The organism is Sphingopyxis sp., assembly GCF_016704835.1.
Taxonomy (GTDB): Bacteria; Pseudomonadota; Alphaproteobacteria; order Sphingomonadales; family Sphingomonadaceae; genus Sphingopyxis.
The window spans coordinates 103,582-129,675 of sequence record NZ_JADIZJ010000001.1 but is presented as its reverse complement, the minus strand read 5'-3'; the positions used below and the strand labels follow the sequence as shown (position 1 = coordinate 129,675).

Here is a 26,094-nt window from a genome sequence, read left to right as displayed (position 1 = left end):
TGCCAATCCGTCCAATTCAAAATGCCGCCTGGTTATTCCCCATGGTCATAATGCGATGGTTGTATCGATCACTCGTTGGACAGGCGAATTTGGCGAACGACGTCCGGTTACGGCATAGCGGCAAAGCCGTTGCCAAGATGGAGAGCCGCACGACCCAGGCCTCATAAAAACGACGGCATCAAAGTGCCATTTTTTAACTCAGGCTATCGGGGCGTCGGTATACCGTCAGGCCATCTTCAAATTCCTCCCGCAGACATTCGGTGGGTCAGGCGGTGATCACGGCGCGGACGGATTTATGGAATGGCCCGCCCCAACTCACCGACATCAAGCTACGATGTTGGTGCTAGTCAGAGAGGAGCGAGTAATGACCATTGTTATGATCGGTATCGACTTAGGCAAGAACAGCTGCAGCGTTGCGGCGCTGGATGAACAGGGCGCGGTAGTGCTGCGTCGACGGATGCGACCAGCGAGTATCGCGAGTTTTGCGGCGAAATATATGCCGTGCACGGTTGCGATGGAGGCCTGCTGTGGTGCCCATTATCTCGGCCGCCTGTTGCTCGCCCAAGGTCACACGGTGAAGCTCATGCCACCCGAATATGTGCGCCCTTACGTCAAAGCCCAGAAAAACGACGACCGTGACGCGGAGGCAATTGCGGAAGCCGCGACCCGACCAACGATGCGCTTCGTCGAGTTGAAGAGCCAAGAGCAGCTTGACATTCAGTCGCTGCATCGCGTGCGGTCGCGTTTGGTAAGAGCGAGAACGACGCTGATCAATCAGGTGCGGGCCGTGCTTCTTGAGCGTGGCATTACGGCAGCTCAAGGACGCCGCAAGTTCGAGAAGGCCCTTGATGAGATGCTCGCTGACGACAATCTGCTGGTTTCCAGCCGTCTCCGCGACCTTCTGGTCGACATGCGCGCGGAATGGGCTGCTCTCGATCGCCGCATTGATGCACAGGATCAGGAGTTTGCCCAACTCGCCCGCACGGACGAAGTGGCCAAGCGCCTGACGACGATTCCCGGCATCGGCGCTCTCAACGCCACGGCCCTCGTCGCCGCAGTTGGTCGAGCAGAAGCCTTTGGCCAGGCGAGAGATCTCGGAGCTTGGCTGGGTCTCGTTCCGCGACAGCATACGACAGGTGGGAAGCCGCGGCTGCTGGGGATCAGCAAGCGAGGGAACACTTATCTCCGGACGCTCCTGATCCACGGCGCGAGAGCCGCGCTGCCCAGTCTGGCAAAAGGCGACACAGCACTGGGCGAATGGCTGCGCGGCCTACAGGCGCGATGTCACCATAATACGGTGGTCGTCGCTCTCGCCAACAAGCTGGCGAGGATCGTCTGGGTTCTAATGCGGCGAGAGACTGTGTTCTTGGTTCAGCGAGCAGCGTCAGTGAGGTAAAGCGGTCGGTATCTTTGCGGAGATGCCGCGATGAAGTTCGCCTTTATCGAGCAGCATGCGTCCACCTGGCCGGTGAACGTCATGTGCCGCATGCTCGGCGTGTCGCGGAGCGGCTATTACGACTGGTGCGTCCGTGCGCCGAGCGCGCGGACCACGGCGAACTTGGCATTGCTGCACGACGTGCGCCGGCTCCAGGCGCGGCATCAAGGGCGATACGGATCGCCGAGAATGCATGCCGCCCTGCGGGCGGAAGGTCATCGATGCAGCCGTGGCCGCGTCGAGCGCCTGATGCGTCGGCACCGTATCCCGGCACTGGCAGGGCGCCGGTTCCGGCCGTGCACCACCGACAGCCGTCACTATTTGCCGATCGCTCCGAATCTGCTGGCTCAGAACTTCGTGGCAACCGCGCCGAACCGGATCTGGCTCGCCGACATTACCTATATCGCGACCGGTGAAGGGTGGTTGTATCTGGCCGCGGTGCTCGACCTTGCAACCCGCAAGATCGTTGGATGGGCAATGCGCGATCACATGCGGACCGAGTTGCCACTGGCGGCCATGATGATGGCTGCCCAGCGGCAGAGGCCCGACCGCGGTCTCATCTGTCACTCGGATCGCGGATCGCAATACGCAGCGGGCGCCTATGTCGATCACTTGGCCGCGATCGGTGCGACGCCCTCGATGAGCCGCACGGGCAATTGTTACGATAATGCCCCAATGGAAAGCTTCTTCCACGCCCTCAAGGTCGAACTTGTCCATCAGTGCCGATGGGCGACGCAGGCCGAAGCGCGGCAGGCCCTGTTTGGATACATCGAAGGCTAGTACAACCGGCACCGCATGCACTCGGCCCTCGGGTATCTAACCCCCGAGCAAGCCGAGCAGAGCATGACCGGATAACCCAGTGTGTCCGCCGATCCGGGGGAAGATCAAACTTGGGCTCGATCATTTCGAAGGACGGTCCTGGACCGGCCTGCACCGACATTGCTTGATGTCCATGTCCTCCTTTGATGCTGGGCCCGGTCGACAATCGTGAGCCCGTACTTCATCTTATCGGGTAGCAACCAACCTTCCAGTAATCTCGTGCTCCTGGCCAATGGCCGGCGCTCCCGCGATTACGTCATGTTCGTGCAGCGGCCAAGTCCGGCAATAGTAATGGGCACTCGGTGCGGTAAGGTTCAACGGCAAAAAAAGGGCCCGAAGTGGACGCGACTTGCGGGTGAGCTTGTCTTTGCACGACGGAGAGTATTTCCCCTATGGAACGGGCCGATGCGAGTCTTATAGCCCTCGGCTCCGCATAGGCTACCGCGAGGAAACGCCATGACTAATGCCCATCTCGTCGCGTCGGTGAGTGCGGCGGGAAGCTTGCGTTTCGCGACGCAGGAACTTGGCCTGTCCGGCGACATATATTGCATAATGGACGATCTTTCGCTCGGTCCGTTATCGGATGGATACGAACGCGCGAATTTCTGGCGATCGCTCGATGCCATCGGCACAAGCGAGCCAGAGCCTCCTGCAAGCCCACATTTCTCGGATGAATATGGTTTCGATCCGACCGACGCTTTCGCGCCATGGCGTCATTTGCATGCGCGCCTGAGCCAGGATCGGCCGAGCCACCTTCTCATTTGGGTGAGCGAAAGTGGCGCTGACCATGTCATGCTGCGCATGGCTTGCCATTGGTTGGGAAGCATCGATATTTCGCTATGTCAGGTGAAGGTCCCGGCTCGCCAAAACTATCATTCGGTGGCCGTCCACCCCCCGGAAGCCCTGGTGATTTTTGCCCAAGAGGCGATTCCGCTCGGAACATCGGAGGTGAAAGCACTGGCCGATGAGTTTGTGGACATTGCAGGGAGACCGGAGCCGCTTCGCGAGGTCGATGCCAAAGGCCGATTGGTGTTCAGGCCGATTTCGGCGCACGATGGGCTGCTCCTGGAAAGCTGCCCGCCGCAATGGACGCTTGCCGCTCGCGTTGTCGGACAAGCGATGGGACATGGCGATCCGCGAAATGGCTTGGGAGATGCCTTTCTTGCGTCGCGCCTCCGTCACCTGACCGATATCGGGATTGTTGAGGCCGACCATCTGGACAAGCCTATCCGACATTATAACGTCCGAAATAGAGCACCGTCCTGATACTGGCTCTTCCCCACCCGAATTATCGTTTGGTCCGGAACGTAAAGTCTTAAGTCTCCAGTCCGCTAGGTCGTGTTGACAAAAGATTTCAGCCATAGTCGCGTGGCGGCGAGGTTGAGGAAGCTCTCGAACGAGAGCAGGGTTTTGTCATAGCGTGTTGCAATGCGTCGTTGCTGTTTTAGCTTGCTGAACATGCGCTCGACGCGGCTGTGCTCCACACATGGGGATCCGCAATGACGCATCATCCGCATGTGCACATGATCGTGCCCGGCGGCGGCATCGCCCCCGGTGGGAAGCGCTGGATATCGTCTCGGCCTGCGTTCCTGCTGCCGGTGCGCGTACTTGGACGACTGTTCCGTCGCCTGTTCCTGACCCAGTTGCTGGCGCTATACGATGCCCGGCGTCTCAGCTTCTTTGGTGCAATGGCGCCGCTCGCCGAACGACGGACATTCCTTCGTCACCTGTCGCCGGCCCGGAAGAAGCACTGGGTCGTCTATGCCAAGCCGCCCTTCGCCGGGCCCGAGGCGGTGCTCGCCTATCTGTCGCGCTACACCCACCGGGTCGCGATCTCGAACCGGCGCCTGCTCGCGTTCGGCGATGCTGGCGTGACCATGCGTTATAAGGACTACCGCCGCGACGGCGCCGACCGCCAACGCGTCATGACACTCAGCTCCGACGAGTTCATCCGCCGCTTCCTGCTCCACGTCCTGCCGCGTGAGCCCGAAAGCGGTCATTGAGTTGACGCTAGAATCACGAGCGCTGCGCGCCTCCAGCCCGAACGCATATGGGCGAATATTATCGGCCAGACCCCGAAACTAGGCTGAAACTCGAGCCCCCTTTCCAAGTATAGGCTCCGTCGCCTCCGGTGCCGTCCCTCCGTACTAATCGAAACCTGGAGCGCGTAAGCGCAAGGCCTATTGCCAAACCCCGCTGATCAATCTAAAGAGAAGTGAATTCACTTCACACATGCAGTGGTTGTGGGATTTGGGAGAGCTAGCAGTGGAATTCGAGACGATAATTTATGGCGTCGAAGGCGCCATTGCCACGATCACGCTTAACCGCCCTTCGCGCCTTAATGCTCTGGTGCCGCCGATGCCGGCGGAAATCGAAGCGGCGGTCGGCGTTGCATGCAACGATCCAGACGTATCGGTTATCGTCCTGCGCGGGGCGGGTCGGTCCTTCTGTGCGGGGTTCGATTTTGCGGACGGTTTTCACGCGTGGGACGACGATATCAAGACAGATGGCAAGTGGGATATCGGCAAGGATTTCGTTTGGCTGACCGCACCCGGCGGACCGGTCCAGAACTTCATGTCGCTGTGGCGTTCCCCAAAGCCCGTCATCGCGATGGTCCATGGCTACGCACTGGGCGGTGGCAGCGAACTGGCATTGGCCGCCGATCTCATCATCGCGTCCGACGATGCATGCATAGGAACGCCGGGGCCACGACTGTGGGGCGCTTATCTGACCGGCCTCTGGATTTATCGTCTGGGGCTGACCAAAGCCAAGGAATATGGCCTCACCGGCAAGTCGATGTCGGGCAAGCTCGCTGCCGAACTGGGCGTCATCAACAAATCCGTGCCGTTCGCCGAGTTGGAAGCCACTGTGCGCGACCAGGCACTTGCATTGGCGACCATTCCCCAATCGCAGTTGGCAGCCAATAAGCTGGTTGTGAATCGGGCGGTGGAGGCAATGGGCCTTTCCCAAGTGCAAACCATCGGCTGCATGTTCGACGGTATGATGCGAAACACTCCGGAAGCGCTGAAATTTCTTGAGCTTGCGGAGAAGGAAGGCGTGCCGGCCGCAGCCGCCGCACGCGATCGGGCTTTTGGCGACTATTCGCAGGCCGATGCCGAGAACAGACCCGATCCGAACAACGTCATCCACATTTGAAGGATCGAAGAGCCGTGTCCTCATTGATCCAAAATCCCGAACTGCGGCGCTCGGTACTCGTTACCGGCGGCGCAAGCGGGATCGGGCTTGCCAGCGTTCATTGGTTTCTCGATCGGGGCTGGAACGTCGTCGCAGCGGATTTAAATGAGCAATCAGGTGAGACCCTCACGTCCAGCGTCGGCAGCCCAGCGAACTTTCGTTTCATCAAGACAGACGTCTCTCAGGAAGACGAAATCGTTGCCGCGGTCGATTGTGCCGTCGACTCCTTTGGCCGCCTTGACTGCCTCGTCAACAACGCCGGCATCGGCGGGGCATTTGGGCCAGTAACGGAAATCGAAACGGAAGACTGGGATTACACGTTCGAGATATTGGTAAGGGGAGTTTTCCTCGGGACGAAGCACGGTAGTCGGGCAATGATCCGGCAGGGGGAAGGTGGTTCGATCGTCAATACGGCTTCGGTAGGTGGGTTAAGAAGCGGTGGCGCTCCGCAGGCCTATTCCGCCGCAAAGGCTGCGGTCATAATGTTCGGACAGTCTTCTGCGGCGGAACTCGCGACCAATCGGATTAGGGTCAACACAGTTTGTCCGGGCGTTATCGCTACCCCGCTCGTCGGCGCAAGCGCGGAACAAATTTCGGATGACCTGCGCGGCATTCAACCTTGGCCCGATATAGGGCAGCCGGAAGACGTCGCAGAGGTGATCGGCTTTCTTGCGAGCGATGCCGCCCGGTTCATCACCGGGGCAGCCATACCCGTCGATGGCGGCCTTCTTGCAGCCGGAATGCGGCTGGACGAGGCGTTCGGCAATAATGCTGGGCTTCGAGGTTTGGTCGGAGTGAACCGCGGAACGACAGGTGGCAAGTCTACCGTGCGGCGCAGAATCGGCTGAATCGATGAATACGCTGCATCTTTCGCCTAGCACAGTGATTTACGCGGTCAAAGGTGACGTGGCGTGGATCCGACTGAACCGGCCGCATGCGCTCAACAGCCTTAATCCCCAGTTGATCGCCGAGCTGCAAGGAGCATTCGCCTGCGCGGAGGCGGACGATGCGGTGCGATCGATCGTGGTGATCGGATCTGGCGACGCGTTTTGTGCCGGCGTGGATCTGACCTATGCTCGCTCCTTCTGGAGCGGGATTGCGTGGCGGCGGAATTCCTGCAGCCGTTCAGTCATTTCATTTCCGCGATGCGGGAATTGTCCAAGCCTGTCGTCGGAGCGATCAACGGGACGTGCGTCGGAGGCGGTCTCGAAATCCTGCTCTGCTGCGACGTCATCATCTCTGCGGACGGATCGATGATAGGGGATGGCCACGTCCGCTATGGACTGCTGCCGGCAACCGGCGTCGCACGTAAACTAGTTCAAGCGATGGGTCATTTTCGTGCGAGCCAGATGCTGCTCATGGGGCAGCTTTATAGCGCGAATGAACTGCAGGATTTCGGACTGATATTCAAGATCGTCCCTCGAGCCGAACTCGAGGATGCTGCGGCGGAAGCGGCAGCTTCGTTCTCCGGCCTGAGCGGGAAAGCACTTTCCCAGCTAAAAACCATGCTGCGCATTGAAGCCGACATGACCGCGCGTGAAGCAAGCGAATTCGAACTCGCTACGGCAGTCGATCATTTTGCGAGCGGCATTCCAGAAATCGGGATTAAGTCCTTTCTGAGTAAGGCTACGCCAATTTTCGATTAATATATTAATAGTTTGCAGAATTTTCGTCATTGTTATTAAAAACAATAATAATTATCTGACATGGGAGAGCGAAATGAAATGCATTAAGATCGGTATGTTGATTGGCTCATCGCTTTGCGTCCTTTCTGCAGAATCTGCATACGCACAAGTGGAGCCTTCCCCGGAGGTGGCAAGCGCCCCGGACGAAATTATCGTTACCGCCCAGCGGCGGGCGCAGTCGATCAACGACGTCGGGATGGCAATATCCGCTTTCTCCAATGATGATCTCAAGGCGCAGGGCATCAACAACGCTGCGGACCTTGCCCGAATCGTCCCCGGGTTTACCTTTGCGGAGAGTCAGAAGGGTTCGCCGATTTATACAATCAGAGGCGTCGGCCTGTACGAGGAGTCGCTTGCAGCATCGCCGGCTGTCTCGGTCTATCTGGACGAGATTGGCTATCCCTTTCCCATCATGGCTGATCTGGCGACGCTCGATACTGAGCGCGTAGAAGTCTTAAAGGGCCCCCAAGGGACGCTTTACGGGCAAAATTCGACCGGCGGAGCAATCAATTATGTGTCCGCTAAACCGACTTCGGTGCTCGCTGGCAGCGTTGACGTCGGATTGAACAGCTTCGGTGGATTTGCCGGTACGTTTGCTGTGGGCGGTCCGATCAGCGAAAATCTGCGGGCTCGGTTCGCCGTTGGCTATGACCGAGGGGGGGGCTGGCAGCAGAGCTACACGCGCGATGACGAAAACGGCAGCAAAAACCTGCTTCGCGGTCGGGCGCAGTTAGAGTGGACTCCGACTTCGACCCTTAAAGTCGCATTGAGCCTTGCCGGCTTCAGGGACCGGTCGGACACCGTTGCAGTCGCACTATATCGAGTGACCCCCAAGTGCCCGCCAGGGTGACCCCAGAGGTTGCGGCCCAAATACCGGCGCCGTTTGAGCCAGGGATCGCCGATTGGGACGCTGACAAGGCGCTGCGAGCCAACAGAGACTATTATTCGGCCTCGGTGAAAGCCGAACTGGAGTTGTCGGACTCCCTCGACCTGATCTCGACGACTTCCTATCAGGATTATAAACAGAATAACTTCCGCGATACGGACGGAAGTGCGCTTGATGTCTTCTCGGTGCGACAGATCGGCTCGGTGAAATCCATCTTCCAAGAGCTGCGCTTGGTGGGCAATCTGCTGGATGGGCGAGCCGAGTTTACGATCGGTGGCAGTTATGCTCGCGACAAGACAGAAGAAGCGAACACTGCCTTTGTCGTGCGAACCTCCAGCGCGCGCGGATTCTTGCCGTTTGGCATTCAGCCGTTCGCGGCATCACTGGCGTCCGATCAGCAAAAAATTACAACCAAGGCGATCTTCGGCAGTGTTGAGTTTGAGTTGACCGATGAGGTGTCGGTTATCGGCGGGGTGCGATATACCAAATATCGGAATGAGTTTTCCGGGTGCACGATCGACGTCGATGGCAATCTTGCGGCCGGACTGACGATTATTCAGGGGGTTATCAAATCTCGCATGCCCAATCCGACACCGGTCATTCCTATCGCACGGGGGACTTGCATCACGCTGGACGCCGTAACGGCAAACCCTGGCGTCCATTTCGCCACTCTGGCGCAGGACAATATCTCATGGCGCACCGGTGTGAATTTCAAGCCGTCGCCATCCACGTTGATCTACCTCACAGCCAGCAAAGGCTATAAGTCAGGCAGCTTTCCGAACATCAACGCAACAAGTTCGCTGGCACTACGGCCTGTGAGCCAAGAGTCCGTACTCGCCTTCGAAGGGGGCGTTAAAGCGGATGTGATCAGGTCCACCCATATCGAAGCGTCGGCGTTCTATTATGATTATACGGATAAGCAGTTGCGCGGTCGGATCATCGATCCAGGTGGTGTTCTCGGCGCGCTCGAGGCGCTCGTTAACGTCCCGCAATCCCGCGCGTGGGGAATTGAGGCCTCCGTAGTAACACGACCGGTCGACGGGTTGTCATTGCGCGCAAGCGGTCTTTATCTCGATACCGAAGTCACAAAAGACTTTCTCAACTTCGACCCGTTCGGCGTAGCGGCAAATTTCCGAGGGAACAGCTATCCCTTTTCGCCGCGATGGTCGTTCCAAGCGAGCGCCGACTATGAAACGGCGGTTTCGAGCGAACTGAACATGTTCGCTGGTGCCAGCATTTCTTCGCAAAGCAGCTCGACCAGCGCATTCGGGGGAGCGCCCCTCGTCGCGATCGCCGGGTACGAGATCGTGGGTGCCCGGTTCGGCGTCGCAAATCCCGACCAGGGTTGGCGAGCCACGGTCTGGGTCAAAAATCTTTTCGATAAATATTATTGGACAGACACTTTCAGGCAGGTGGACAATCTATCACGTCATGTCGGCATGGGACGGTCAGCAGGTATCGAGCTGTCCTACGCCTTTTAACGCGATTTAACGTCAAATCCAGACAGGCGCTCGGCAGCGCGGCAGATAGTGCTGCCCGCCGGGCGTTTGTCTCGTCACCGCCAGCGTGCTGCGAATTTTCCCTTGCTGACTTCCGCTGTCAACATGGCGCGGACCAACAATCGGGTACGAGGTTGTTGAGGGGGCCGGTGTTTGAGGTTGAACCGCCTTGCTTTCGTTCAATCACATTTGACGAAGTGGTTAGGCTGCCGCGGTGCTAATCGGAAATTGAAAGATGAAGCACAGGGCTGAAAGCCCGCCAAAGCTCGCCGGTCAACCATTCGGGAGACGGGCGCTTCTCGCGTGTCAAGACTCGGGCCAGAGCTTGATGGGTCCCGCCTATAACGACGGCTCCGGCAACCTCTGGGTCGATCTCGCCCGGCAGCTCCCCGAGCCGCTGGCCCTGCCGAACCTGCGCTGCAGCAGCGTCGATGTGACTTTCGATACGCTTCAGTTCCACTATAGCGACATCGGCGGTGCTCCCCAATCGGCACAATACGGTTGCAGCTAATGGTTCGGAATAGTGGAACAACACCATTTGTTCCAGTCGCCGCCTGATCCCTGCCGCATATCCTACCGCAGGATCATTCGGTACCTTAAAGACGACTTGATCGTATCGATCGTAGAAATTCTCAACGATCGCGGCGAGAAGCGCATTTTTCGACGGATAATATCGGTAAAGCAGTGAGCTCGCCACGCCAGCTCGCTTCGCGAGCTCCGCTATGTCTAGAATGCCATCCTTTTCAATCAACAGGTCTTCGGCTGCTTTTCGGATACGGGCATGCCCGGTCCCGTGCGGAGCCTTGGCCAATTTTTTGGACTTTGCACGCGGCGTTTGGGCGAGCAGTTTTGACATAGTTCTCCAGTCAACAAGATCAGCTTGTGCGATGCAATCCCAGATTGACCACGGGGTTGCAAGAACCATCAAACATAGTAAAGTGAAGTCACTTCACAATGTACCATAGGGTCTGGACCAAGACTCGCGGTTCAAAAAATGCAGGGATCGGGAGAGTAAGATGCAAGTTAGGCCGCAGTCAGGTGAATTGAACGACGATCACGGAGCGACTTTTCATTCTGAACGTTTCAGCCTTCGAAATAGCGTCTGCGAGTGCTTTCAGGCTAACGTAGCCATCCAAGGAGAGGCGCCAGCGCTCGTGTGGCGCGATGACAGCAATGATGTGTGTATATCCTGGACCGCGTATGGCGAAAAGGTTCGCCGTATCTCGACAGGCCTGAACCGGCTAGGCGTTTCCAAGGGCGAAGTCGTCGGCTTGATGCTTACCAACCGGCCGGAGTTCTTTTTGGCGGACACGGCGATCCAGCATCTCAACGCGGTGGCTTATTCAGTTTATAATACCGCATCGATCAGCCAGATTTCGGAGACGCTGCGTCGGACGGAAGCCCGGGTCGTTATCACGGAGCGCGCCTTCGTCGACCGGCTATCGGCAGCCGTCGACATGGCTGCTTGTAAGGTCGAGCACATCATCCTCGTCGATGGTCCGGTGGATGGGAAATTTCTGACACTTGATGAGCTTGCCGAAATGACATCGGAGACATTCGACTTTGACGCGACATGGCGCGCGGTATCGCCCGACGACTCGGCCGTCCTTGTATTTACTTCGGGGACCACGGGTCCGCCCAAGGCGGTGGATTTGACGCACGCCAACCTTCTATCTCAATGGGAAAAACTCATACAAGTATGGCCCATTCAGCCCTTCGGTCGCATCGTCTCTTATCTACCCTCTGCGCATATTGCTGACAGGACGACAGGTATTTATGCATCCAATATCATGGGTTTTGGCATCTTCTGCTGCCCTGATGTTAGTCAGCTCTACTCAGTCATACAGCGGGCCCGCCCAACATTTTTCATGGCGGTGCCGCGAATATGGGAAAAACTGAAAACGCAAATCGAAACAAAAGTGGCCGCCTTGGACGAAGCTCGCCGCAACCTGTTCTCCGACGGGATTCAGGCAGGGATCCGCATTTGGCGCGCCCGTGCAGGCGGTAGCGACACCAATGCCGCTGACATCGAACGTCATAGGGCCGCAGAAGAGGCAGTATTCCGCGGACTCCGCGATGGAATGGGGTTCGGCGATGTAATGACCTTGATGGTAGGTGCTGCCCCGATGCCGCTCGATGTTCATGAATTCTTCGCGGCGATCGGCATGCCGTTGCCGGAACTCTGGGGTATGACTGAATCTTCTGCCATCGCGACGTGGAACCCGCCAGAGGGGATCAAGTTCGGCACCGTAGGTAAGCCGCTTCCCGATGTCGAAATCACCCTTGCAAGCGACAACGAGATTCTGGTTCGCGGATCTACCATCATGCGCGGATATCGCGACGACCCGGTTCAAACTGCAGAAACGATCGACGGCGAAGGCTGGCTCCATACCGGTGACACGGGAGAATGGACCATGGACGGCTATCTCAAACTTACTGGCAGAAAGAAAGAATTGATCATCAACTCCGCCGGTAAAAACATGTCACCGATGAATATCGAGGCCGAATTAAAGGGCGCAAGCTCGCTGATTGGACAAGTCTGCGTTGTCGGAGATGGTCGAAAATATAACGTTGCGTTGATCATGCTCGATCGCACAGCTGCCAGCTCGATAGCCGTTGAACTGGGCAGCGGGTTGGAGGAGATTTGTCCCACTTCGTCCAAGTTAAAGACATCGTGTCAGAAATCGCGCGGGCGGTTGAGCGGGCCAACCAGAACTTGTCGCGCGCAGAACAGGTAAAGCGTTGGGTCCTCGTCGACCGCGAGTGGTCAGTCGAGGGGGAGGAAGTCAGTCCGACCATGAAGCTCCGGCGGCATGTCATTGAAGCAAAACACGCCGAGCAGATCGAAGCATTGTATGAAGGGGCCTGAAGTCATGACGTCGCTCGAGAACAATTCGCCGGGTGACGCCCACCTCTCCGAGCTCGAACTCGCGGTTGAAACTGCGAACATCCCGGTTCTTTTGATGTTGCTTTTCCAGGCTACCGGCGATGGGAAGTGGCTGGAGTCGCCATATCGACCGACAGCTTCGGCCGGATTAGACGATCATGACAGCGGCGGATTAGAGCCGGTTTATCAGGATGAGGTGCGAGGTGCAGCACTCATCGTGCTCCGCGGCCTCAGCGCGGGCAAGCCGCTTGCGATTGCCTTGCCGTCTCAGCAGCAGGCCATTAGCATGATGTCCGCCTTTCTGGGCGAGTCTGTTCCCGAAGAATATGGTCGAATGATGCGTGAGGAGCTAGCGCGGTTTTCCGGCCAGCCGCTTGACCAATATGAGGAGACTGCCGCGCCCGTCGCGGATGGTTTCCACGTTATCCTCATCGGGATGAGTCTGGCGGTAACCGTTGCTGCCAAACATTTGCAGGAAATGGGCGCCTCGTTTCAGATCATCGAACGGAACGGTCGCAGCGGCGGGTCGTGGCTTGAAAACGGGTATCCCGGCGCAGGCGTCGATACACCAAGCCACCTGTATTCTTATTCGTTCGGAAGCAAGGACTGGTCGCATCACTTTACCCTTCGTGATGATCTCCTGACATATTTCGACGATGTGATCGACAGTCTGAATGTGAATGAGAAGGTCAAATACGACACCGAAGTTTTGAGCACCACGTGGGACGATACCGAACACTGCTGGCATGTGCGGACTAGATCTCCAAACGGCAAAACGGAGGTGCTCCAGGCGCAGGTGGTGATTACGGCCGTCGGCATTTTCGGTAAGCCTAAGTTACCACAGCTTCCGGGTATGACGGACTTCAAAGGCCGCCAGTTCCATACTTCTGCGTGGCCGAAAGATCTGGATCTGGTGGACAAGCGGGTAGTCGTGGTCGGGACAGGGGCAAGCGCAATGCAAGTGGTTCCTGCGATCGCGGAGTGCGTCGGCCAACTCACGATTCTGCAGCGGTCGCCGCAATGGGTAGCGCCTTTTGAAAAATTCGGTGAAGCGATCTCACATAGCACCCGATATCTGCTCGCCAACTTTCCGCTTTACCGAGCATGGTATTGGGCGCGCCTCTTTTGGCAGTTCGGCGACAAGGTTCTCACAGGCCTGCGCGCCGACCCTGCTTGGGAGCGTCCGGATCTCGCGATGAACGCAAGAAACTTCGCGCATCGCCGATTTTTTGTGAATTACATAAAAGAGCAAGTCAACGGGCGAGAGGATTTGCTGACCAAAGTCATTCCAGATTATCCCCCTTACGGCAAACGAATGCTTCTCGACAATGGCTGGTACCGTGCGTTGCTCCGACCAAACGTCCAGCTTTTCGCTGAGGGTGCCAGGGCCGTCACTCACGGGGGCGTCGTCACGGAGTCGGGAAAACACATTGAGGCGGATGTTATCGTCTGGGCTACCGGCTACGATGCCACCCGCTTCCTGTCCAGTTTTGAGGTAATTGGCCGGGACGGCGTGACGATCCGCGAAGCTTGGAACGACGATGACCCAAAAACGTATCTCGGCGTGGCCACGCCCGGCTTTCCAAACCTGTTTATGCTCGGCGGCCCTCATTCTTTCCCCGTGGCTGGCAGCTTCATGTTTTTTATGGAGCTGCAGATGCGATACGTCCGGCGTCTCCTCGGAAAGATGAATTCGAAGCATATTACTTCGATCGAGCCTCGGCAGGACTCAACGGAAAAATATAATGAGGAGGTCGATGAGCTTCATGATCGAATGGTATGGAAGCACGAAAAAGTGCAAACATACTTTCGCAACGAGCATGGCAGGGTCTGTGTCATCATGCCGTTTCTCAATGTCGAATATTGGAACAAACTTCGCGACGTCCATCTCGCCGACTTCAACGCCACGTCCGCACCACCGCCGCGGAAGCCGACCGAGGAACCGATCAATGCGGGGGCAGAGCGATGATCGGCCCCGGTGACATATTGCCGAACGCCGCTAAGAAGTTCGCGGACAAAATTGCATTAGTTTGCGGGTCGGAGTCGTTCACCTTCGGCGAGTTGAACCGAATGAGCGATAGCCTCGCTTGCGAAATTGCCAAGCTGGGCGTCCAACCCGGTGAGGCGGTGTCACTGTTCTCTCAAAATCGCTGGGAATGGCTCGTTACTTATCACGGCATACTCAAAGCCGGGGCGGTTGTGAACCCGATCAACGTCATGCTGACTCAGGACGAACTCGCGTTCATTCTTGTGGATCGGCGTGCAAAAAGGACCCCGTTAGCGGGGTGATCGGCGTCTAAAAGGGACCCCTCATTTCGATGGTTTAAGCAGCCGGCTGGATAATCAGGCGGCGAGATCGGGATGTTGGTTTTGGAGACGGTGGTTCGGATTCGGCGCGAGTATGCCGGTGGCAAGGCGATCAAGGCGATCGCGCGGGATTTGCGTGTGTCGCGGAAGGTGATCCGCAAAGCGATCCGGGCGCCGGAAGGCGCATTCGACTATCAGCGCAAGGTTCAGCCGCTGCCGCGGATCGGGCCGTTTCAGGATCGCCTGAACACACTGCTGGAAGAGAACGAGGTGCGCGGCAGGCGTGAGCGGCTGCGGATGACGCGGATCCATGACCTGCTGGTGCGCGAAGGTTTTGAGGGCTCCTACGATGCTGTGCGCCGATACACGGCGCGCTGGAAGGCCGACCGACGCAAGGATGCCGGCGATGGTGTTACCGCCTTCATCCCGCTGATGTTCAAGCCGGGCGAGGCCTATCAGTTCGACTGGAGCCATGAGGACGTGGAGATCGCCGGCAAGCCGATGCGCGTGAAGGTTGCGCATATGCGGCTGTGTGCATCGCGGGCGGTCTATGTCCGGGCGTATCCGCGCGAGAGCCAGGAGATGCTGTTCGACGCGCATGCGCGCGGCTTTGCCTTCTTCGGCGGCGTGCCGGGCCGCGGCATCTACGATAATATGAAGACGGCGGTGACGAGCGTGTTCACCGGCAAGGAGCGGGTCTTCAACCGGCGCTTCTTGATCATGACCGACCATTATATGATCGAGCCGACCGCCTGCTCGCCGGCGGCGGGATGGGAGAAGGGCCAGGTCGAGAACCAGGTGCAGACGATCCGGGGCCGCTTCTTCCAACCCCGGTTGCGGTTCGCCAGTCTCGACGAGCTCAATGGCTGGCTGGAGGCCGAGTGCCAGCGCTGGGCGGAACGGCAGCCCCACCCGGAACAGGGCGAGCTGACCGTGGCGCAGGCGCTGGAGATCGAGCGATCCGCGCTGCAGCCGATGCTTGGACCGTTCGACGGCTTTAACGAGAGCGAGCATGCGGTGACTGGCACCTGCCTGATCAGCTTCGATCGCAACCGCTACTCGGTTCTCTCGACGCTGGCGCGGCGGACGGTGCAGGTCCGGGCCTATGCCGACCGCATCGTCGTACGCTGCGGCGAGGAGGTTGTCGCCGAGCATCCCCGCTACTTCGGGCGCAACCGCACGATCTATGACCCTTGGCATTATCTGCCGGTGCTGGCCCGCAAGCCCGGAGCGCTGCGGAACGGTGCGCCCTTCCAGGACTGGGATCTGCCGCCGGCGCTGGCGCGCCTGCGCCGCAAGCTTGGCAATGGCGACGATGCCGACCGCCGGTTCGTCCGCGTGCTGTCGGCCGTGCTGACCGATGGCCTGGAGCCGGTCGAAGCGGCCGTGCGCGAGGCGTTGGCGACCGGCACGGCGAGCGACGACCTGATCCTCAACATCCTGGCGCGGCGGCGCGAACCGCCGCGACCGCTCACCATCATCACCTCCGAGGACAGCGCCTTGCGCCATCCGCCGATCGCCGACTGCGCCCGTTACGACCAGCTGAGGACCTTCGATGCAGCGGCATGACATGATCGAGGCGATGCGCGGGCTTGGGCTCAAGGGCATGGCGGGCGCGTTCGACGATGCGGTCACCACCGGCCTTCAGCGCCAGCGCACCACGATGGAGATACTGACCGACCTCCTGCGGGCGGAAGCAACACATCGCCATGCCGCGTCGATCCGATACCGGATGGCGGCCGCCCGGCTGCCGGTCGTGAAGGACATCGATGCGTTCCGGTTCGAGGGCACACCGATCAATGAAGGCCTGGTGCGTTCGCTTCACAGCGGCGCGTTCCTGCCCGCTCGGCGCAACATCGTCCTGGTCGGCGGCACGGGCACCGGCAAGACCCACCTTGCCATCGCCATCGCCGCCAATGTCGTTCGCTCGGGTGCGCGAGGCCGCTACTTCAACACCGTCGATCTGGTGACCCGCCTCGAAGAGGAGGCCAGAATCGGCAAGAGCGGCGCTCTCGCCGCCCAGCTATCCCGCCTCGACCTGATCGTGCTCGACGAACTGGGATATCTGCCGTTCGCCCGCTCAGGCGGCCAACTGCTGTTCCATCTGGTCAGCAAGCTCTACGAGCAGACCAGCGTTATCATCACCACCAACCTCGCGTTCGGCGAGTGGCCAACGGTGTTCGGCGATCCCAAGATGACCACCGCGCTCCTCGATCGTGTCACTCATCATTGCGATATCGTCGAGACCGGCAATGACAGCTGGCGCTTTAAAAACCGCAGCTGATCGCCCCCGCTGACTTCCGAATAAGAGATGCTTTGCGCTGCGCGCGCCTCCGGTCGGGCTCCGCCCTCCCTACGCCGCGCGCAGCGCAACGGCGCGTGTCCGATCAACCTTGCGCCATCGTGTAAGGGGGTCCCTTTTGCGCGCCGATAGGGGGTCCCGTTTGCACGCCGATTGACATTCATTCTAGAGAATTGTGAGTCGGTGATGCTATTTGCAGGAGCCTCGGAAGCTCGCAGTGCCATGCCCCTTGTGGATCGTTTGCCTTCGCTGCGAACAATTATCGACTTTGACGGCCGGACGCCGGGCGCCGCCAAGTTTGAGCGCCTGCTTTGTGCAAGTACTCAACCCGATACGGCTGGCCCATCCGAGAATGACGTCAGCACGATTGGCTATACCTCGGGAACTACCGGCCATCCGAAAGGTGCAATGCAAAGTCATCGCGCAGTGCTGTACAACTGCGCTGCTACAGCAGCAATGCATGCAAAAACGAGCTCCGATGTCGTAATCTCGGCTCTCCCTGCGCCTCACGTCTATGGAAATGTCGTCATAAACGGGACTTGGTTGATGGGAGGTACCGTTGTCTTAATGGAGCGTTTCGATCCGGCAGAAGCGTTGCGCCTCGTCGAACAACATCGCGCTACGATGATCGAGGGCGTTCCCGCGATGTACGCCATGATGCTTGATAGCAGCGATTTGAGCACTCGCGATGTTTCCTCGCTGACTCGATGCACAGTCGGTGGACAGACAATAGCTTCTTCGGTGGTGGAGCGGTGGGAGAAAGCCTCGGGCGCTCCCTTGATCGAGCTGTGGGGCATGACCGAGATTTCGGGACTGGGCGCGACCCATTTTCCGCATGTGCGGCGCCCTAGCGGATCAATCGGAGTGTCGCTGCCGGGTGTAGAAACCCGGATCGCCGACCTTGATGATTTCACGCGTGACGCGCCTGCTGGCGTACCCGGCGAGCTGGTCATCCGCGGACCCATTGTGATGCTCGGCTATTTTCGCGACGACGATGCCACCGCTCGCACAATCAATTCGGGCTGGCTACGCACTGGCGACATTGGGATAAAAGACGCCAGCGGGCACCTGTTCATTGTCGACCGGCTGAAAGATTTGATCATCACCGGCGGGTACAATATTTATCCCGCCGAAATTGAACGCGTTCTCGCTGGGCACCCGGGCGTTGCCTTGGTTGCAGTCGGAGCTTTACCCGATCCGGTGAAAGGCGAACTCGCGTGCGCATACGTCGTTCGTGCCCAAGGATCGGAATGTACCGAACAAGATCTGTCGGAATTCTGTGATGATAAGTTAGCTGCGTATAAACGTCCGAGAAAATATAAGTTCGTAGTCAACTTGCCAATGACATCTTCAGGGAAAATCATGCGTCGGGAACTTCGTAAGTCAAACTGCGATTAGTTTTATACGGTTCTCTGCCAATTGGTGGAAAGTGCGTCCGCGCGCAGTCGTGTCCCCGACGGTGGTGTAGGTTCTGCCGGTAGCGAAGCTGACCGGACACGCGCTAATCGAAAAAGCGCTGTAGTGTCCGGTCAGTTTCGCGGGTGGTCATCGGCGAACTTCGGTAAGCTTGTGTTGCAAAACTCAACTTACGGAGAACACCGATGACCAAGGATCAGATGGACTTGAATGCGCTGGTTGGGAAGAGCGCCGATGGCGATTTTCTGCGCGACATGATCAGCTTTGCCGCGCAGCGCCTGATGGAACTGGAAGTGGGCGGCTGTTCGGGCGGCGAGAAGGATGCGGAGCGGCTCGCTCAGCGTAACGGCTACCGCGACCGCGATTGGGAGACCCGCGCGGGCACGGTCGAGCTGAAGATCCCCAAGCTGCGCAAAGGCAGTTACTTTCCCTGCTTTCTCGAGCCTCGCCGGGTGGCGGAGAAGGCGCTGACGGCGGTCATCCAGGAAGCTTATATCCAAGGGATATCAACCCGTTCGGTCGAAGATCTGGTCAAGGCCATGGGAATGAGCGGCATTTCCAAGAGCCAGGTCAGCCGGCTGTGCGAGGAGATCGACGAGCGGGTGACGGCCTTCCTCGAGCGTCCGATCGAAGGCGACTGAGGCCATCACAGCTCTGACTGACGACGGCATCGACGAACTGACGAACATGCTCAGCGAAGCACGCCTCACAACCACGGCCTGGCACCAGTTCCTCGATGACTTCGTCGTTGACCCAGAACTCGCAGCCCGCCTCAAGATCACGGCATCGCGTTAGCAATCGGACGGTTACGTTCGATCTGCCCAATCGCCCCAAGGGCTTTGCCAACGTTACAAAATAGCCGTCGAAGCGGGCTCGAGCTGCCGCCCGGCCCTCATCGCTCTGGCTCGTCAGAGTGGTGTGTTGACCGCGCGGCAGTTTTCGGCGGCCGAGCGCATTGCAGTGTTCCACGCTACGCCATTGCCGTCGCGTTGCAGCCGTGCACCGCTCTTATTCTCATAAACTTGGCCGCGGTTGGCTGGGGTTGATTTGAGCAACATTGTGCGGCCCCCGTTAACGCGCACAATCGCGCCGTCGCCGACATAATCGACCTTCAACTTAGTGCCTCGGTCGCACTGATAGGTGGTCCCGGTGTTACGGGGCACCGAAGAGCATGCGGCCAGTGCAAAGAAGGCGGCGCCCGCTGCAATAAAAGTTGTCGTTTTCATATCGTGTCTCCCCTCAATAGCTCGAGCGAACGCACAGCACGTCGGCAAGATAAACCCGTCCATTAACTGTTTCCAAGTGCTCGCGCGCCGACCCGTTCCAGCCAATCGATCGGCACCATGTGTCGGCAGTCTGCGCTGCGCAATTGGCGGTCGCCGAGCCCCGCGCGCAGGCTTGCACGCGATAGTTGCCCGTCGAAGGTTGAGTATGGAATTCGGCGAAGTTGCCGCGCGCCACCTGGTCGTTCGCGGGCGGTTGCCCACCGCCACCGCCGACAGGCCGAATGGACTGGATTGTGAGACCGCGCAGGACATTGTTTAGCATCGGCATATCACGGTCGATTGTCCGACAATTCCCTCGATAACGCGTCTTTTCGCACAGCTCCCAGCGCCCGCTGGGAACTCGGATCGAATTGACCGGCCAGGCGAGGCCAAGATTTGGTTTCTCCTCGCCGATGAACACCGCCGGGCCGCGGTAGCCCGCGTCACGATAGATCGTTGCTTCGGGCGGGCGATCGGGGCGATACCGCTCTGTTTCGGCAGTCTGAGCATGAGAGGTGGCGAGGAAACCCGCCCCTATCGACGCTGCTGCCGCGGCGAGAATCGACAAACGATAAGCGGTTTTCATGAAAACCTCCCTGTTGATTAACACGACCCCAGACTGATTTCAGTCGAGTTTGCGTGAATAGAAGATGCATTGCAAATTTCAAATCCGCTAGCGTGTGTAGTTTGGTTGCTGTTGCTGATGGTGGCGCCGGGGCCGCCACGTCGGGCCGGGTCATCCCTCCCGGTGTGATGGGGTGGACGCCCCCCGGCGGCATCGATGTGCCATAGTGGAGGTGTTGTCACACCACTAGAGGAGGCGTCCGTGTCGGAAGTTAGCATAATCGGTCTGGATATCGCGAAGAATGTTTTTCATGCGCACGGCGCGGATTCGAGCGGGCGGGCGCTGTTCAGCCGCAAGATCGGTCGAGGAAAGCTCCTGGAGTTCTTTGCTGGGCACCAGCGTTGTACGGTCGCGCTGGAAGCCTGTGGGGGAGCGCACCATTGGGGCCGAGAGCTCACACGGCTGGGATACGAGGTAAAGCTGATCCCGCCGGCGTATGTGAAGCCGTTCGTGAAGCGGAACAAGAATGATGCGGCGGATGCGGAGGCGATCTGCGAGGCCGCCCAGCGCCCGAGCATGCGGTTCGTGGCGATCAAGAGTGAAGAGCAGCAGGCGTCAGGCCTGGTGTTCCGGACTCGTGACCTGCTGGTGCGGCAACGTACCCAGCTGATCAATGCCATCCGAGGCCATCTGACTGAATATGGCTGGGTAGCGCCCAAAGGCCCGTCGCACGTTGCGATGCTCGGCGATCTGCTTGAGGAAGAGATGGGCTCGTCGCTACCCGAGGCAGCCAGGGCGATGTTCCGCACGATGCTCGACCTGCTGGAGGAGCTGAACGAGAAGATCGGCGAACTCGACAAGGAGATTACGCGGCGGGCTCGTGAGGATGCCGTTGCCAGGCGGCTGATGACGATCCCTGGGGTTGGACCGATTACGGCCACCGCATTGGCGGCTCTGGCACCGCCGGCAGAAACCTTCACCAAGGGACGGGACTTTGCGGCGTGGCTAGGGCTGGCGCCAAGGCAGATGTCGACGGGCGGCAAGCAGAAGCTGGGCTCGATATCCAAAATGGGCGAGCGCACCCTGCGGCGATTGCTCATCATCGGTTGCAGTGCGGTGGTCCTGCAGGCCAGCAAGCGAGGCGCGCCTAAGGGCTCATGGCTAGAGCAGATGATGGCGAGGAAACCGCGTATGCTGGTCACGGTTGCCCTTGCCAACAAGACAGCGCGGATCATCTGGGCCGTGCTAGTGAAAGAAGAGGATTACAGAGCTCCGGTCGCAGCCGCGGCGTAAGCCAAGGCGGACCAGAGGTCGCCGGAAGGCGTAGTCGGTCGAAGGAGAGTATGGCACAACAGTCGGCGAGACGGGGCCGGAAGAACCAGGGCTAACCACCGTGCCGCGAGCACGCTGTGGGTGATGTGGTTCCGGTCCGCGAACTCCCATACGGGCCCGCAGCCTCCGATGCTGCATCAGAGGCCGGACAGATGGCAGCATCCGACTACGTGCATTACCTCCAAAAAACCGCTTGCGTCTTTTGGGGCGTCCACAGATGGGCGTCAGCCGAGGCAGCTCAACGCCCGCCGCTTGCTACGGATGAATGGCATCCCCATAGAATGGGGTGCGCAGCGGATTGTGCTCGGGTTCGCTTAATCCAACGCCGCTGCGGGCGGTCTAAGTTCAAAAGCATCGATGTGCATCGGGGAGCCACGAAACCGGGGGTAGAGACTTCGGGCCGAGAATGGCGCGTCCGGGTGCTTCTGCTGCGTCTCTGACCGACATCTTGTGACGGGTATGCCTCGCAAGCTACCGAAAAGAGGCGGTTAGTTTGCTCCATTGACGGGGCGGAGCGGAATCCGCATTCTTGCTAGGATTGCGTGGTGCCGGCTGTCAGACTCGAACTGACGACCTACCGCTTACAAGGCGGTTGCTCTACCAACTGCGCTAAGCCGGCGCGGGAAGCCCCTTGCTTCATATTATGCCAAAGGTCCAGCCTTCGGTGCACGCGAGGGTGTCGGTCAGTGGCAGTGGCGACCATGACGCAGGATTGTTCGCGACCGCGCGGAGCCACGCGGCGGCCATCAGCGCGTCGCTCGCGTGGTCACTGGTTGGACCGGTCATCCCGATCGGCGGTGAGCCCAACACCGCCAGCGCAGTGTCGAGCGCGGCGCCGTCGCGAATCTTGCTGCGCCCGGCGGCCATGCCGGTGGCGCGCGCTGCGACGCCGGTGTAGATTTCGACAAGCAGCGGACCTGTCGTCGGTACGGGATCGAGCGGCCACAGCGGCAGGTGAGGGTGGAGCCGATGAAGCAATCGCATCCCCGCCAGGCTCGCTTTGCCGACCTGCGCCGCGCCGATCAGGTTAAAATTGCTCACGCTCGCGGCCTGCTTGGTCGTGCGCTGATGCTGTTCTACGACCCGCAGCCGCCCGGTGCCGGGCGCGAACAAGTCGCCGACATCGCCCTGTGCATGCCGAAAATGCCGCCGCGTCTCGGGATGCGCCAGAAATCCGCCGATCTCGAAATTCGGGTCCTCTGCGGTGAGCCGTTCGACCTGCGCCCACAGCGCGGGCAGATCGGAGGGGCTATCGGCCCATCCGGGAAAATAGGCACCGCAATCGGCAAAGGCAAAGGCGGCGGAAAAATCGAAACCGATCAGCATGTCGGCGCCCGCTGCCGCAACATCCTGTAACCATGTCAGGATTTCGGCGCGCGACCAGACATGGCCGGGACGCACCAGTTGGGGCGCGCCGGTGCCTCTCGCCACCGCGAGCGCGATTCCGCGCTGCCGCGGTCCGCGCGCGCCCGACCAGTCGAGAGCAGCAAAGTGAGTGAAGCGGCGCATCCTCGGCGTCTAGCGCCCCAATCGGCTTGCACAAAGGGCGATGGCGTCCCACATGCACCCCATGCTGATCGAAACCGAATCGACGCCGAATCCTGCGACGCTCAAATTCCTGCCCGGCAAGGCGGTGATGGAGGCAGGGACCCGCGACTTTGCCAGCCCCGAAGAGGCCGAGGCTTCGCCGCTGGCCAGCGCGCTCTTTTCGCTCGGCGATGTGACGGGCGTGTTCTTTGGCCGCGATTTCGTGTCCGTTACCGCTGCGCCTGGCGTCGGCTGGAGCGATCTCAAGCCCGACGTGCTCGGCATCCTGATGGACCATTTTCTCGCCGGGGTGCCGCTGTTCAACGCCGCCAGCGCGGGCTTTGCGGTGCCGGCAGAGGATGAGGCTGGCTTTGCCGACGACCCGGCTGATGCCGACATCATCGAGCAGATCAAGGAGCTGATCGAAACGCGCGTCCGCCCTGCGGTCGCCAACGACGGCGGCGACATTGTCTATCGCGGTTTCGACAAGGGTAATGTGTATCTCAAGATGCAGGGCGCCTGCGCGGGTTGCCCTTCCTCATCGGCGACGCTCAAGAACGGCATCGAATCGCTCTTGAAACATTATGTTCCCGAGGTAACGGCGGTTCACGCCGTCTGACCGATTTTCACCGAGGAGTATGCCCATGAGCGAGCCGCTATCCGACAGCGCTCTCGACCAGCTGTTTCGTACCGCGCGCACGTACAACGGCTATCATGTCAAGCCCGTTTCTGAGACTCTGCTGCACGCGATCTGGGATCTGGTGAAATTTGGCCCGACGAGCGCAAACTGCCTGCCGGCGCGGATCATCTGGTGCACCTCGGACGCCGCCAAGCAAAAGCTCGCCGCGCTTGCGATGCCCGCCAATGCGGAGAAAATCCTGAAAGCGCCGGTCACTGCGATTATCGGCATGGATATGGAATTCTACGAGAATTTGCCCGAACTCTTCCCGCATGCCGATGCACGTAGCTGGTTTGTCGGCAATGACGAGTTGGCGAAGACAACGGCGTTTCGCAACTCCAGCTTGCAGGGCGCCTATTTCATCCTCGCGGCGCGCGCGCTCGGCCTCGATACCGGGCCGATGTCGGGGTTCAACAATGATGCCGTCGATGCGGCCTTTTTTGCTGACCAGCCAAGCGTGAAGAGCAATTTCATCTCGACCCTCGGCTATGGCGATCCGGCGACGATATTCGCGCGCAGTCCGCGCCCGGACTTCGAGCGTTTCAACCGTATCGCCTGAACCGGAACCTCTAAACTTCATGCGCCAGCTCGTGATCGATTCGGCAAGCGAGGCCTGCTCGGTGGCGCTTCTGGAGGGCGCGAACGTCGTCGACTATCGTCACGAGGTAATCGGCCGAGGCCATGCCGAACGACTGGTCCCCTTGATCGCGGAACTCATCGACGGCGGCAAAGCCAAGGCGATCGTCGTCGGCTGCGGCCCGGGCAGTTTTGCCGGGGTGCGCATCGGCGTTGCCGCGGCACGCGCCCTGGCATTGGGCTGGCAGGTGCCGGTGCATGGGTTTTCAACGCTCGCACTGGTCGCGGCCGGTGCCGCCGACGCGATTGCCGCTGCGGGCGGCGCGCTCGTCGTGATGGAGGGCGGGCATGGCCAGTGGTTTGTTCAGCCTTTTGCCGCCAACCTTTCGCCGCGCGCGGATCTCCGCTCGCTACAGCCCGATGAAGCCGTCGCACTGACCGACGAACTCGTCGTCGGCAACCGCGCCGAACAATTCGTCGCGCGCCGCGGTATCGGTCTTGCACTGGCGAAGCTGCCCGACGCGCGGGCCTTTCTTCGCCTGCCGCCCGGAGCGCTGCTCGACCAGCCCAGCCCAATCTATGGCCGCGCGCCCGACGCCAAGCCAATGGCTGCTGCATGACGGGCGACATTCGCCTCGCCACCGCGCGCGTTGCTGATCTGGCGGCGGTCATGCGCGTCATGGATGCGGCCTTTGAACCGGCCTATGGTGAGGCGTGGAGCGGCGCGCAGCTGCTCACCCTGTTTGCCTTGCCCTCGGCGCGCGTCTGCATCGCGTGGGACGGCGAACAACCGTGCGGCTTTTCGGCGGCACGTATCGCCGGACCCGAAAGCGAACTCTTGCTGCTCGCCGTCGATCCGGCCTGGCGCGGCCGCGCGATCGGCAGGCTGTTGATGCAGGACTGGCAGACTTGGGCCGCCGCTCAAGGCGCCAATGAGTATTTTCTCGAAATGCGCGCTGACAATGACGCGGTTCATCTATATTCGCGCGCCGGATTTTCGGAAGTTGGTCGGCGCGCTGCCTATTATCGCGGCAATGACGGCAAGATGCGCGACGCGATTACCATGCGGCGAACGCCGTTTTTGGCCAGGGATAACTGATCGGTTGTTGCGCGACCGCGCGCAAAGTGGCAACATTGTAAGTGGTGTAACAAGAATTCCAATGTTCGCCGTCCAGCTTCTGGGTCAAAACAATAAGGAATAGTCTCATGTCCGACCAAGCCGATACCAATGAGATGCTCGTTACACTGACCGCGGACATTGTCGCCGCGCACGTCAGCAATAACAGCGTCGCGATTTCCGATCTTTCTTTGCTCATCAACAATGTTCACGCCGCTTTGACGGGGCTCGGCTCCGCGCCGGTCATCGAGGAAAAGCTGGTGCCTGCGGTGTCAATTCGCAGTTCGGTCAAGCCCGACTTCATCACTTGCCTTGAGGATGGCAAGAAACTGAAGATGCTGCGCCGCCACCTGATGACGCATTATGGTATGACCCCTGACGATTATCGCACCAAATGGGGCCTGCCTGCCGACTATCCGATGGTCGCGCCCAACTATGCCGAACGGCGCCGTGCGCTGGCGAAAGAAATCGGCCTTGGCACCAAGGGCCGTGGCGGCGGGCGCAAGCGCAAGGTCAAGGCCTAAACCCGGGTCGGACAGGACGGTGCCGCAGGGTGCCGCCCTTGTCCTATCGCCGGCGTGACCCTATACAGTTACGCTACG

General features: G+C 59.6%; 23 protein-coding genes, 1 tRNA gene and 5 pseudogenes. 23 read left to right on the top strand and 6 right to left on the bottom strand.

Annotated elements, in window-relative coordinates; translation table 11 throughout:
* Positions 1–364 precede the first annotated feature (364 nt).
* The 3 genes and pseudogenes from IPF76_RS00675 (at position 365) to IPF76_RS00665 (ending at position 3,520) form a co-directional block, all read left to right on the top strand.
* Positions 365–1,396 (top strand): IS110 family transposase, encoded by a 1,032-nt coding sequence (locus tag IPF76_RS00675; protein WP_293838277.1) that lies wholly within the window; start codon positions 365–367, stop codon positions 1,394–1,396.
* A gap of 24 nt (positions 1,397–1,420) precedes the next feature.
* Positions 1,421–2,215 (top strand): annotated as a pseudogene (locus IPF76_RS00670) (IS3 family transposase); the annotation flags it as partial.
* A gap of 495 nt (positions 2,216–2,710) precedes the next feature.
* Positions 2,711–3,520: a DUF3658 domain-containing protein gene (locus tag IPF76_RS00665; protein WP_293838274.1), complete on the top strand. Its 810-nt coding sequence runs from the start codon at positions 2,711–2,713 to the stop codon at positions 3,518–3,520.
* 65 nt (positions 3,521–3,585) lie between these two features.
* Here IPF76_RS00665 and IPF76_RS00660 read toward each other — a convergent pair.
* A pseudogene (locus IPF76_RS00660) lies at positions 3,586–3,723 on the bottom strand (IS5/IS1182 family transposase); the annotation flags it as partial.
* 3 nt (positions 3,724–3,726) lie between these two features.
* Between IPF76_RS00660 and IPF76_RS00655 the strand changes: the two are divergent.
* The 7 genes and pseudogenes from IPF76_RS00655 to IPF76_RS00630 all read left to right on the top strand — a co-directional run.
* Positions 3,727–4,233, top strand: a pseudogene (locus tag IPF76_RS00655) (transposase); the annotation flags it as partial.
* Positions 4,234–4,519: 286 nt separating this feature from the next.
* Complete coding sequence (locus tag IPF76_RS00650) at positions 4,520–5,410, top strand: crotonase/enoyl-CoA hydratase family protein (RefSeq protein ID WP_293838271.1); 891 nt, start codon at positions 4,520–4,522, stop codon at positions 5,408–5,410.
* A 14-nt stretch (positions 5,411–5,424) separates the two neighbouring features.
* Positions 5,425–6,297: an SDR family oxidoreductase gene (locus IPF76_RS00645; RefSeq protein WP_293838268.1), complete on the top strand. Its 873-nt coding sequence runs from the start codon at positions 5,425–5,427 to the stop codon at positions 6,295–6,297.
* A 4-nt stretch (positions 6,298–6,301) separates the two neighbouring features.
* A pseudogene (locus tag IPF76_RS20680) lies at positions 6,302–6,511 on the top strand (enoyl-CoA hydratase-related protein); the annotation flags it as partial.
* Complete coding sequence (locus IPF76_RS00640; RefSeq protein ID WP_293838265.1) at positions 6,499–7,095, top strand: enoyl-CoA hydratase/isomerase family protein; 597 nt, start codon at positions 6,499–6,501, stop codon at positions 7,093–7,095. The pseudogene IPF76_RS20680 and the gene IPF76_RS00640, both read left to right, overlap by 13 nt.
* Before the next feature lie 73 nt (positions 7,096–7,168).
* Positions 7,169–7,984 (top strand): TonB-dependent receptor plug domain-containing protein, encoded by an 816-nt coding sequence (locus IPF76_RS00635; RefSeq protein ID WP_293838262.1) that lies wholly within the window; start codon positions 7,169–7,171, stop codon positions 7,982–7,984.
* Complete coding sequence (locus IPF76_RS00630; protein ID WP_293838259.1) at positions 7,969–9,501, top strand: TonB-dependent receptor; 1,533 nt, start codon at positions 7,969–7,971, stop codon at positions 9,499–9,501. Before IPF76_RS00635 ends, IPF76_RS00630 begins: the two co-directional genes overlap by 16 nt.
* A gap of 235 nt (positions 9,502–9,736) precedes the next feature.
* Here IPF76_RS00630 and IPF76_RS00625 read toward each other — a convergent pair whose 3' ends face one another.
* Positions 9,737–10,375 (bottom strand): TetR/AcrR family transcriptional regulator, encoded by a 639-nt coding sequence (locus IPF76_RS00625; protein WP_293838256.1) that lies wholly within the window; start codon positions 10,373–10,375, stop codon positions 9,737–9,739.
* A 187-nt stretch (positions 10,376–10,562) separates the two neighbouring features.
* Between IPF76_RS00625 and IPF76_RS00620 the strand changes: the two genes are divergently transcribed.
* The 7 genes and pseudogenes from IPF76_RS00620 to IPF76_RS00590 form a co-directional block, all read left to right on the top strand.
* Complete coding sequence (locus IPF76_RS00620; protein ID WP_293838253.1) at positions 10,563–12,257, top strand: AMP-binding protein; 1,695 nt, start codon at positions 10,563–10,565, stop codon at positions 12,255–12,257.
* A 117-nt stretch (positions 12,258–12,374) separates the two neighbouring features.
* On the top strand, positions 12,375–14,375 hold the full coding sequence (locus IPF76_RS00615) for an NAD(P)/FAD-dependent oxidoreductase (RefSeq protein ID WP_293838250.1): 2,001 nt from the start codon (positions 12,375–12,377) through the stop codon (positions 14,373–14,375).
* The gene (locus IPF76_RS00610; protein WP_293838247.1) at positions 14,372–14,695 is read left to right on the top strand and encodes an AMP-binding protein; all 324 of its coding nucleotides are present in this window, start codon (positions 14,372–14,374) and stop codon (positions 14,693–14,695) included. The genes IPF76_RS00615 and IPF76_RS00610 overlap by 4 nt, the downstream gene beginning before the upstream one ends.
* Positions 14,696–14,767: 72 nt before the next feature.
* Positions 14,768–16,282 carry an IS21 family transposase gene (gene istA, locus IPF76_RS00605; protein ID WP_293838244.1) on the top strand — a complete coding sequence of 505 codons (1,515 nt, stop codon included), beginning with the start codon at positions 14,768–14,770 and terminating at the stop codon, positions 16,280–16,282.
* The gene (gene istB / locus IPF76_RS00600; RefSeq protein ID WP_293838241.1) at positions 16,269–16,997 is read left to right on the top strand and encodes an IS21-like element helper ATPase IstB; all 729 of its coding nucleotides are present in this window, start codon (positions 16,269–16,271) and stop codon (positions 16,995–16,997) included. Before istA ends, istB begins: the two co-directional genes overlap by 14 nt.
* A 204-nt stretch (positions 16,998–17,201) precedes the next feature.
* Positions 17,202–18,413, top strand: a complete 1,212-nt coding sequence (locus IPF76_RS00595) for an AMP-binding protein (RefSeq protein ID WP_293841828.1) — start codon at positions 17,202–17,204, stop codon at positions 18,411–18,413.
* A gap of 203 nt (positions 18,414–18,616) precedes the next feature.
* Positions 18,617–19,069: pseudogene (locus tag IPF76_RS00590) on the top strand (transposase); the annotation flags it as partial.
* A 270-nt stretch (positions 19,070–19,339) separates the two neighbouring features.
* Here IPF76_RS00590 and IPF76_RS00585 read toward each other — a convergent pair.
* Positions 19,340–19,657 (bottom strand): MliC family protein, encoded by a 318-nt coding sequence (locus tag IPF76_RS00585; protein WP_293838238.1) that lies wholly within the window; start codon positions 19,655–19,657, stop codon positions 19,340–19,342.
* A 13-nt stretch (positions 19,658–19,670) separates the two neighbouring features.
* Positions 19,671–20,282 (bottom strand): beta/gamma crystallin-related protein, encoded by a 612-nt coding sequence (locus IPF76_RS00580; protein WP_293838235.1) that lies wholly within the window; start codon positions 20,280–20,282, stop codon positions 19,671–19,673.
* 240 nt (positions 20,283–20,522) lie between these two features.
* Between IPF76_RS00580 and IPF76_RS00575 the strand changes: the two genes are divergently transcribed.
* The gene (locus IPF76_RS00575) at positions 20,523–21,554 is read left to right on the top strand and encodes an IS110 family transposase (RefSeq protein ID WP_293838232.1); all 1,032 of its coding nucleotides are present in this window, start codon (positions 20,523–20,525) and stop codon (positions 21,552–21,554) included.
* A gap of 582 nt (positions 21,555–22,136) precedes the next feature.
* Here IPF76_RS00575 and IPF76_RS00570 read toward each other — a convergent pair.
* Positions 22,137–22,212, bottom strand: a tRNA-Thr gene (locus tag IPF76_RS00570).
* Between the two features lie 17 nt (positions 22,213–22,229).
* Positions 22,230–23,102: a hypothetical protein gene (locus tag IPF76_RS00565; protein ID WP_293838229.1), complete on the bottom strand. Its 873-nt coding sequence runs from the start codon at positions 23,100–23,102 to the stop codon at positions 22,230–22,232.
* A 61-nt stretch (positions 23,103–23,163) separates the two neighbouring features.
* Between IPF76_RS00565 and IPF76_RS00560 the strand changes: the two genes are divergently transcribed.
* The 5 genes from IPF76_RS00560 to IPF76_RS00540 all read left to right on the top strand — a co-directional run bounded on the left by IPF76_RS00560 (position 23,164) and on the right by IPF76_RS00540 (position 26,016).
* Positions 23,164–23,739: a NifU family protein gene (locus IPF76_RS00560; RefSeq protein ID WP_293841825.1), complete on the top strand. Its 576-nt coding sequence runs from the start codon at positions 23,164–23,166 to the stop codon at positions 23,737–23,739.
* Positions 23,740–23,764: 25 nt separating this feature from the next.
* Positions 23,765–24,358 (top strand): malonic semialdehyde reductase, encoded by a 594-nt coding sequence (locus IPF76_RS00555; RefSeq protein ID WP_293838226.1) that lies wholly within the window; start codon positions 23,765–23,767, stop codon positions 24,356–24,358.
* 19 nt (positions 24,359–24,377) lie between these two features.
* Positions 24,378–24,995: a tRNA (adenosine(37)-N6)-threonylcarbamoyltransferase complex dimerization subunit type 1 TsaB gene (gene tsaB, locus IPF76_RS00550; RefSeq protein ID WP_293838223.1), complete on the top strand. Its 618-nt coding sequence runs from the start codon at positions 24,378–24,380 to the stop codon at positions 24,993–24,995.
* Complete coding sequence (locus tag IPF76_RS00545) at positions 24,992–25,474, top strand: GNAT family N-acetyltransferase (RefSeq protein ID WP_293838221.1); 483 nt, start codon at positions 24,992–24,994, stop codon at positions 25,472–25,474. The genes tsaB and IPF76_RS00545 overlap by 4 nt, the downstream gene beginning before the upstream one ends.
* A 107-nt stretch (positions 25,475–25,581) precedes the next feature.
* The gene (locus IPF76_RS00540) at positions 25,582–26,016 is read left to right on the top strand and encodes a MucR family transcriptional regulator (RefSeq protein ID WP_293838218.1); all 435 of its coding nucleotides are present in this window, start codon (positions 25,582–25,584) and stop codon (positions 26,014–26,016) included.
* Positions 26,017–26,094 lie beyond the last annotated feature (78 nt).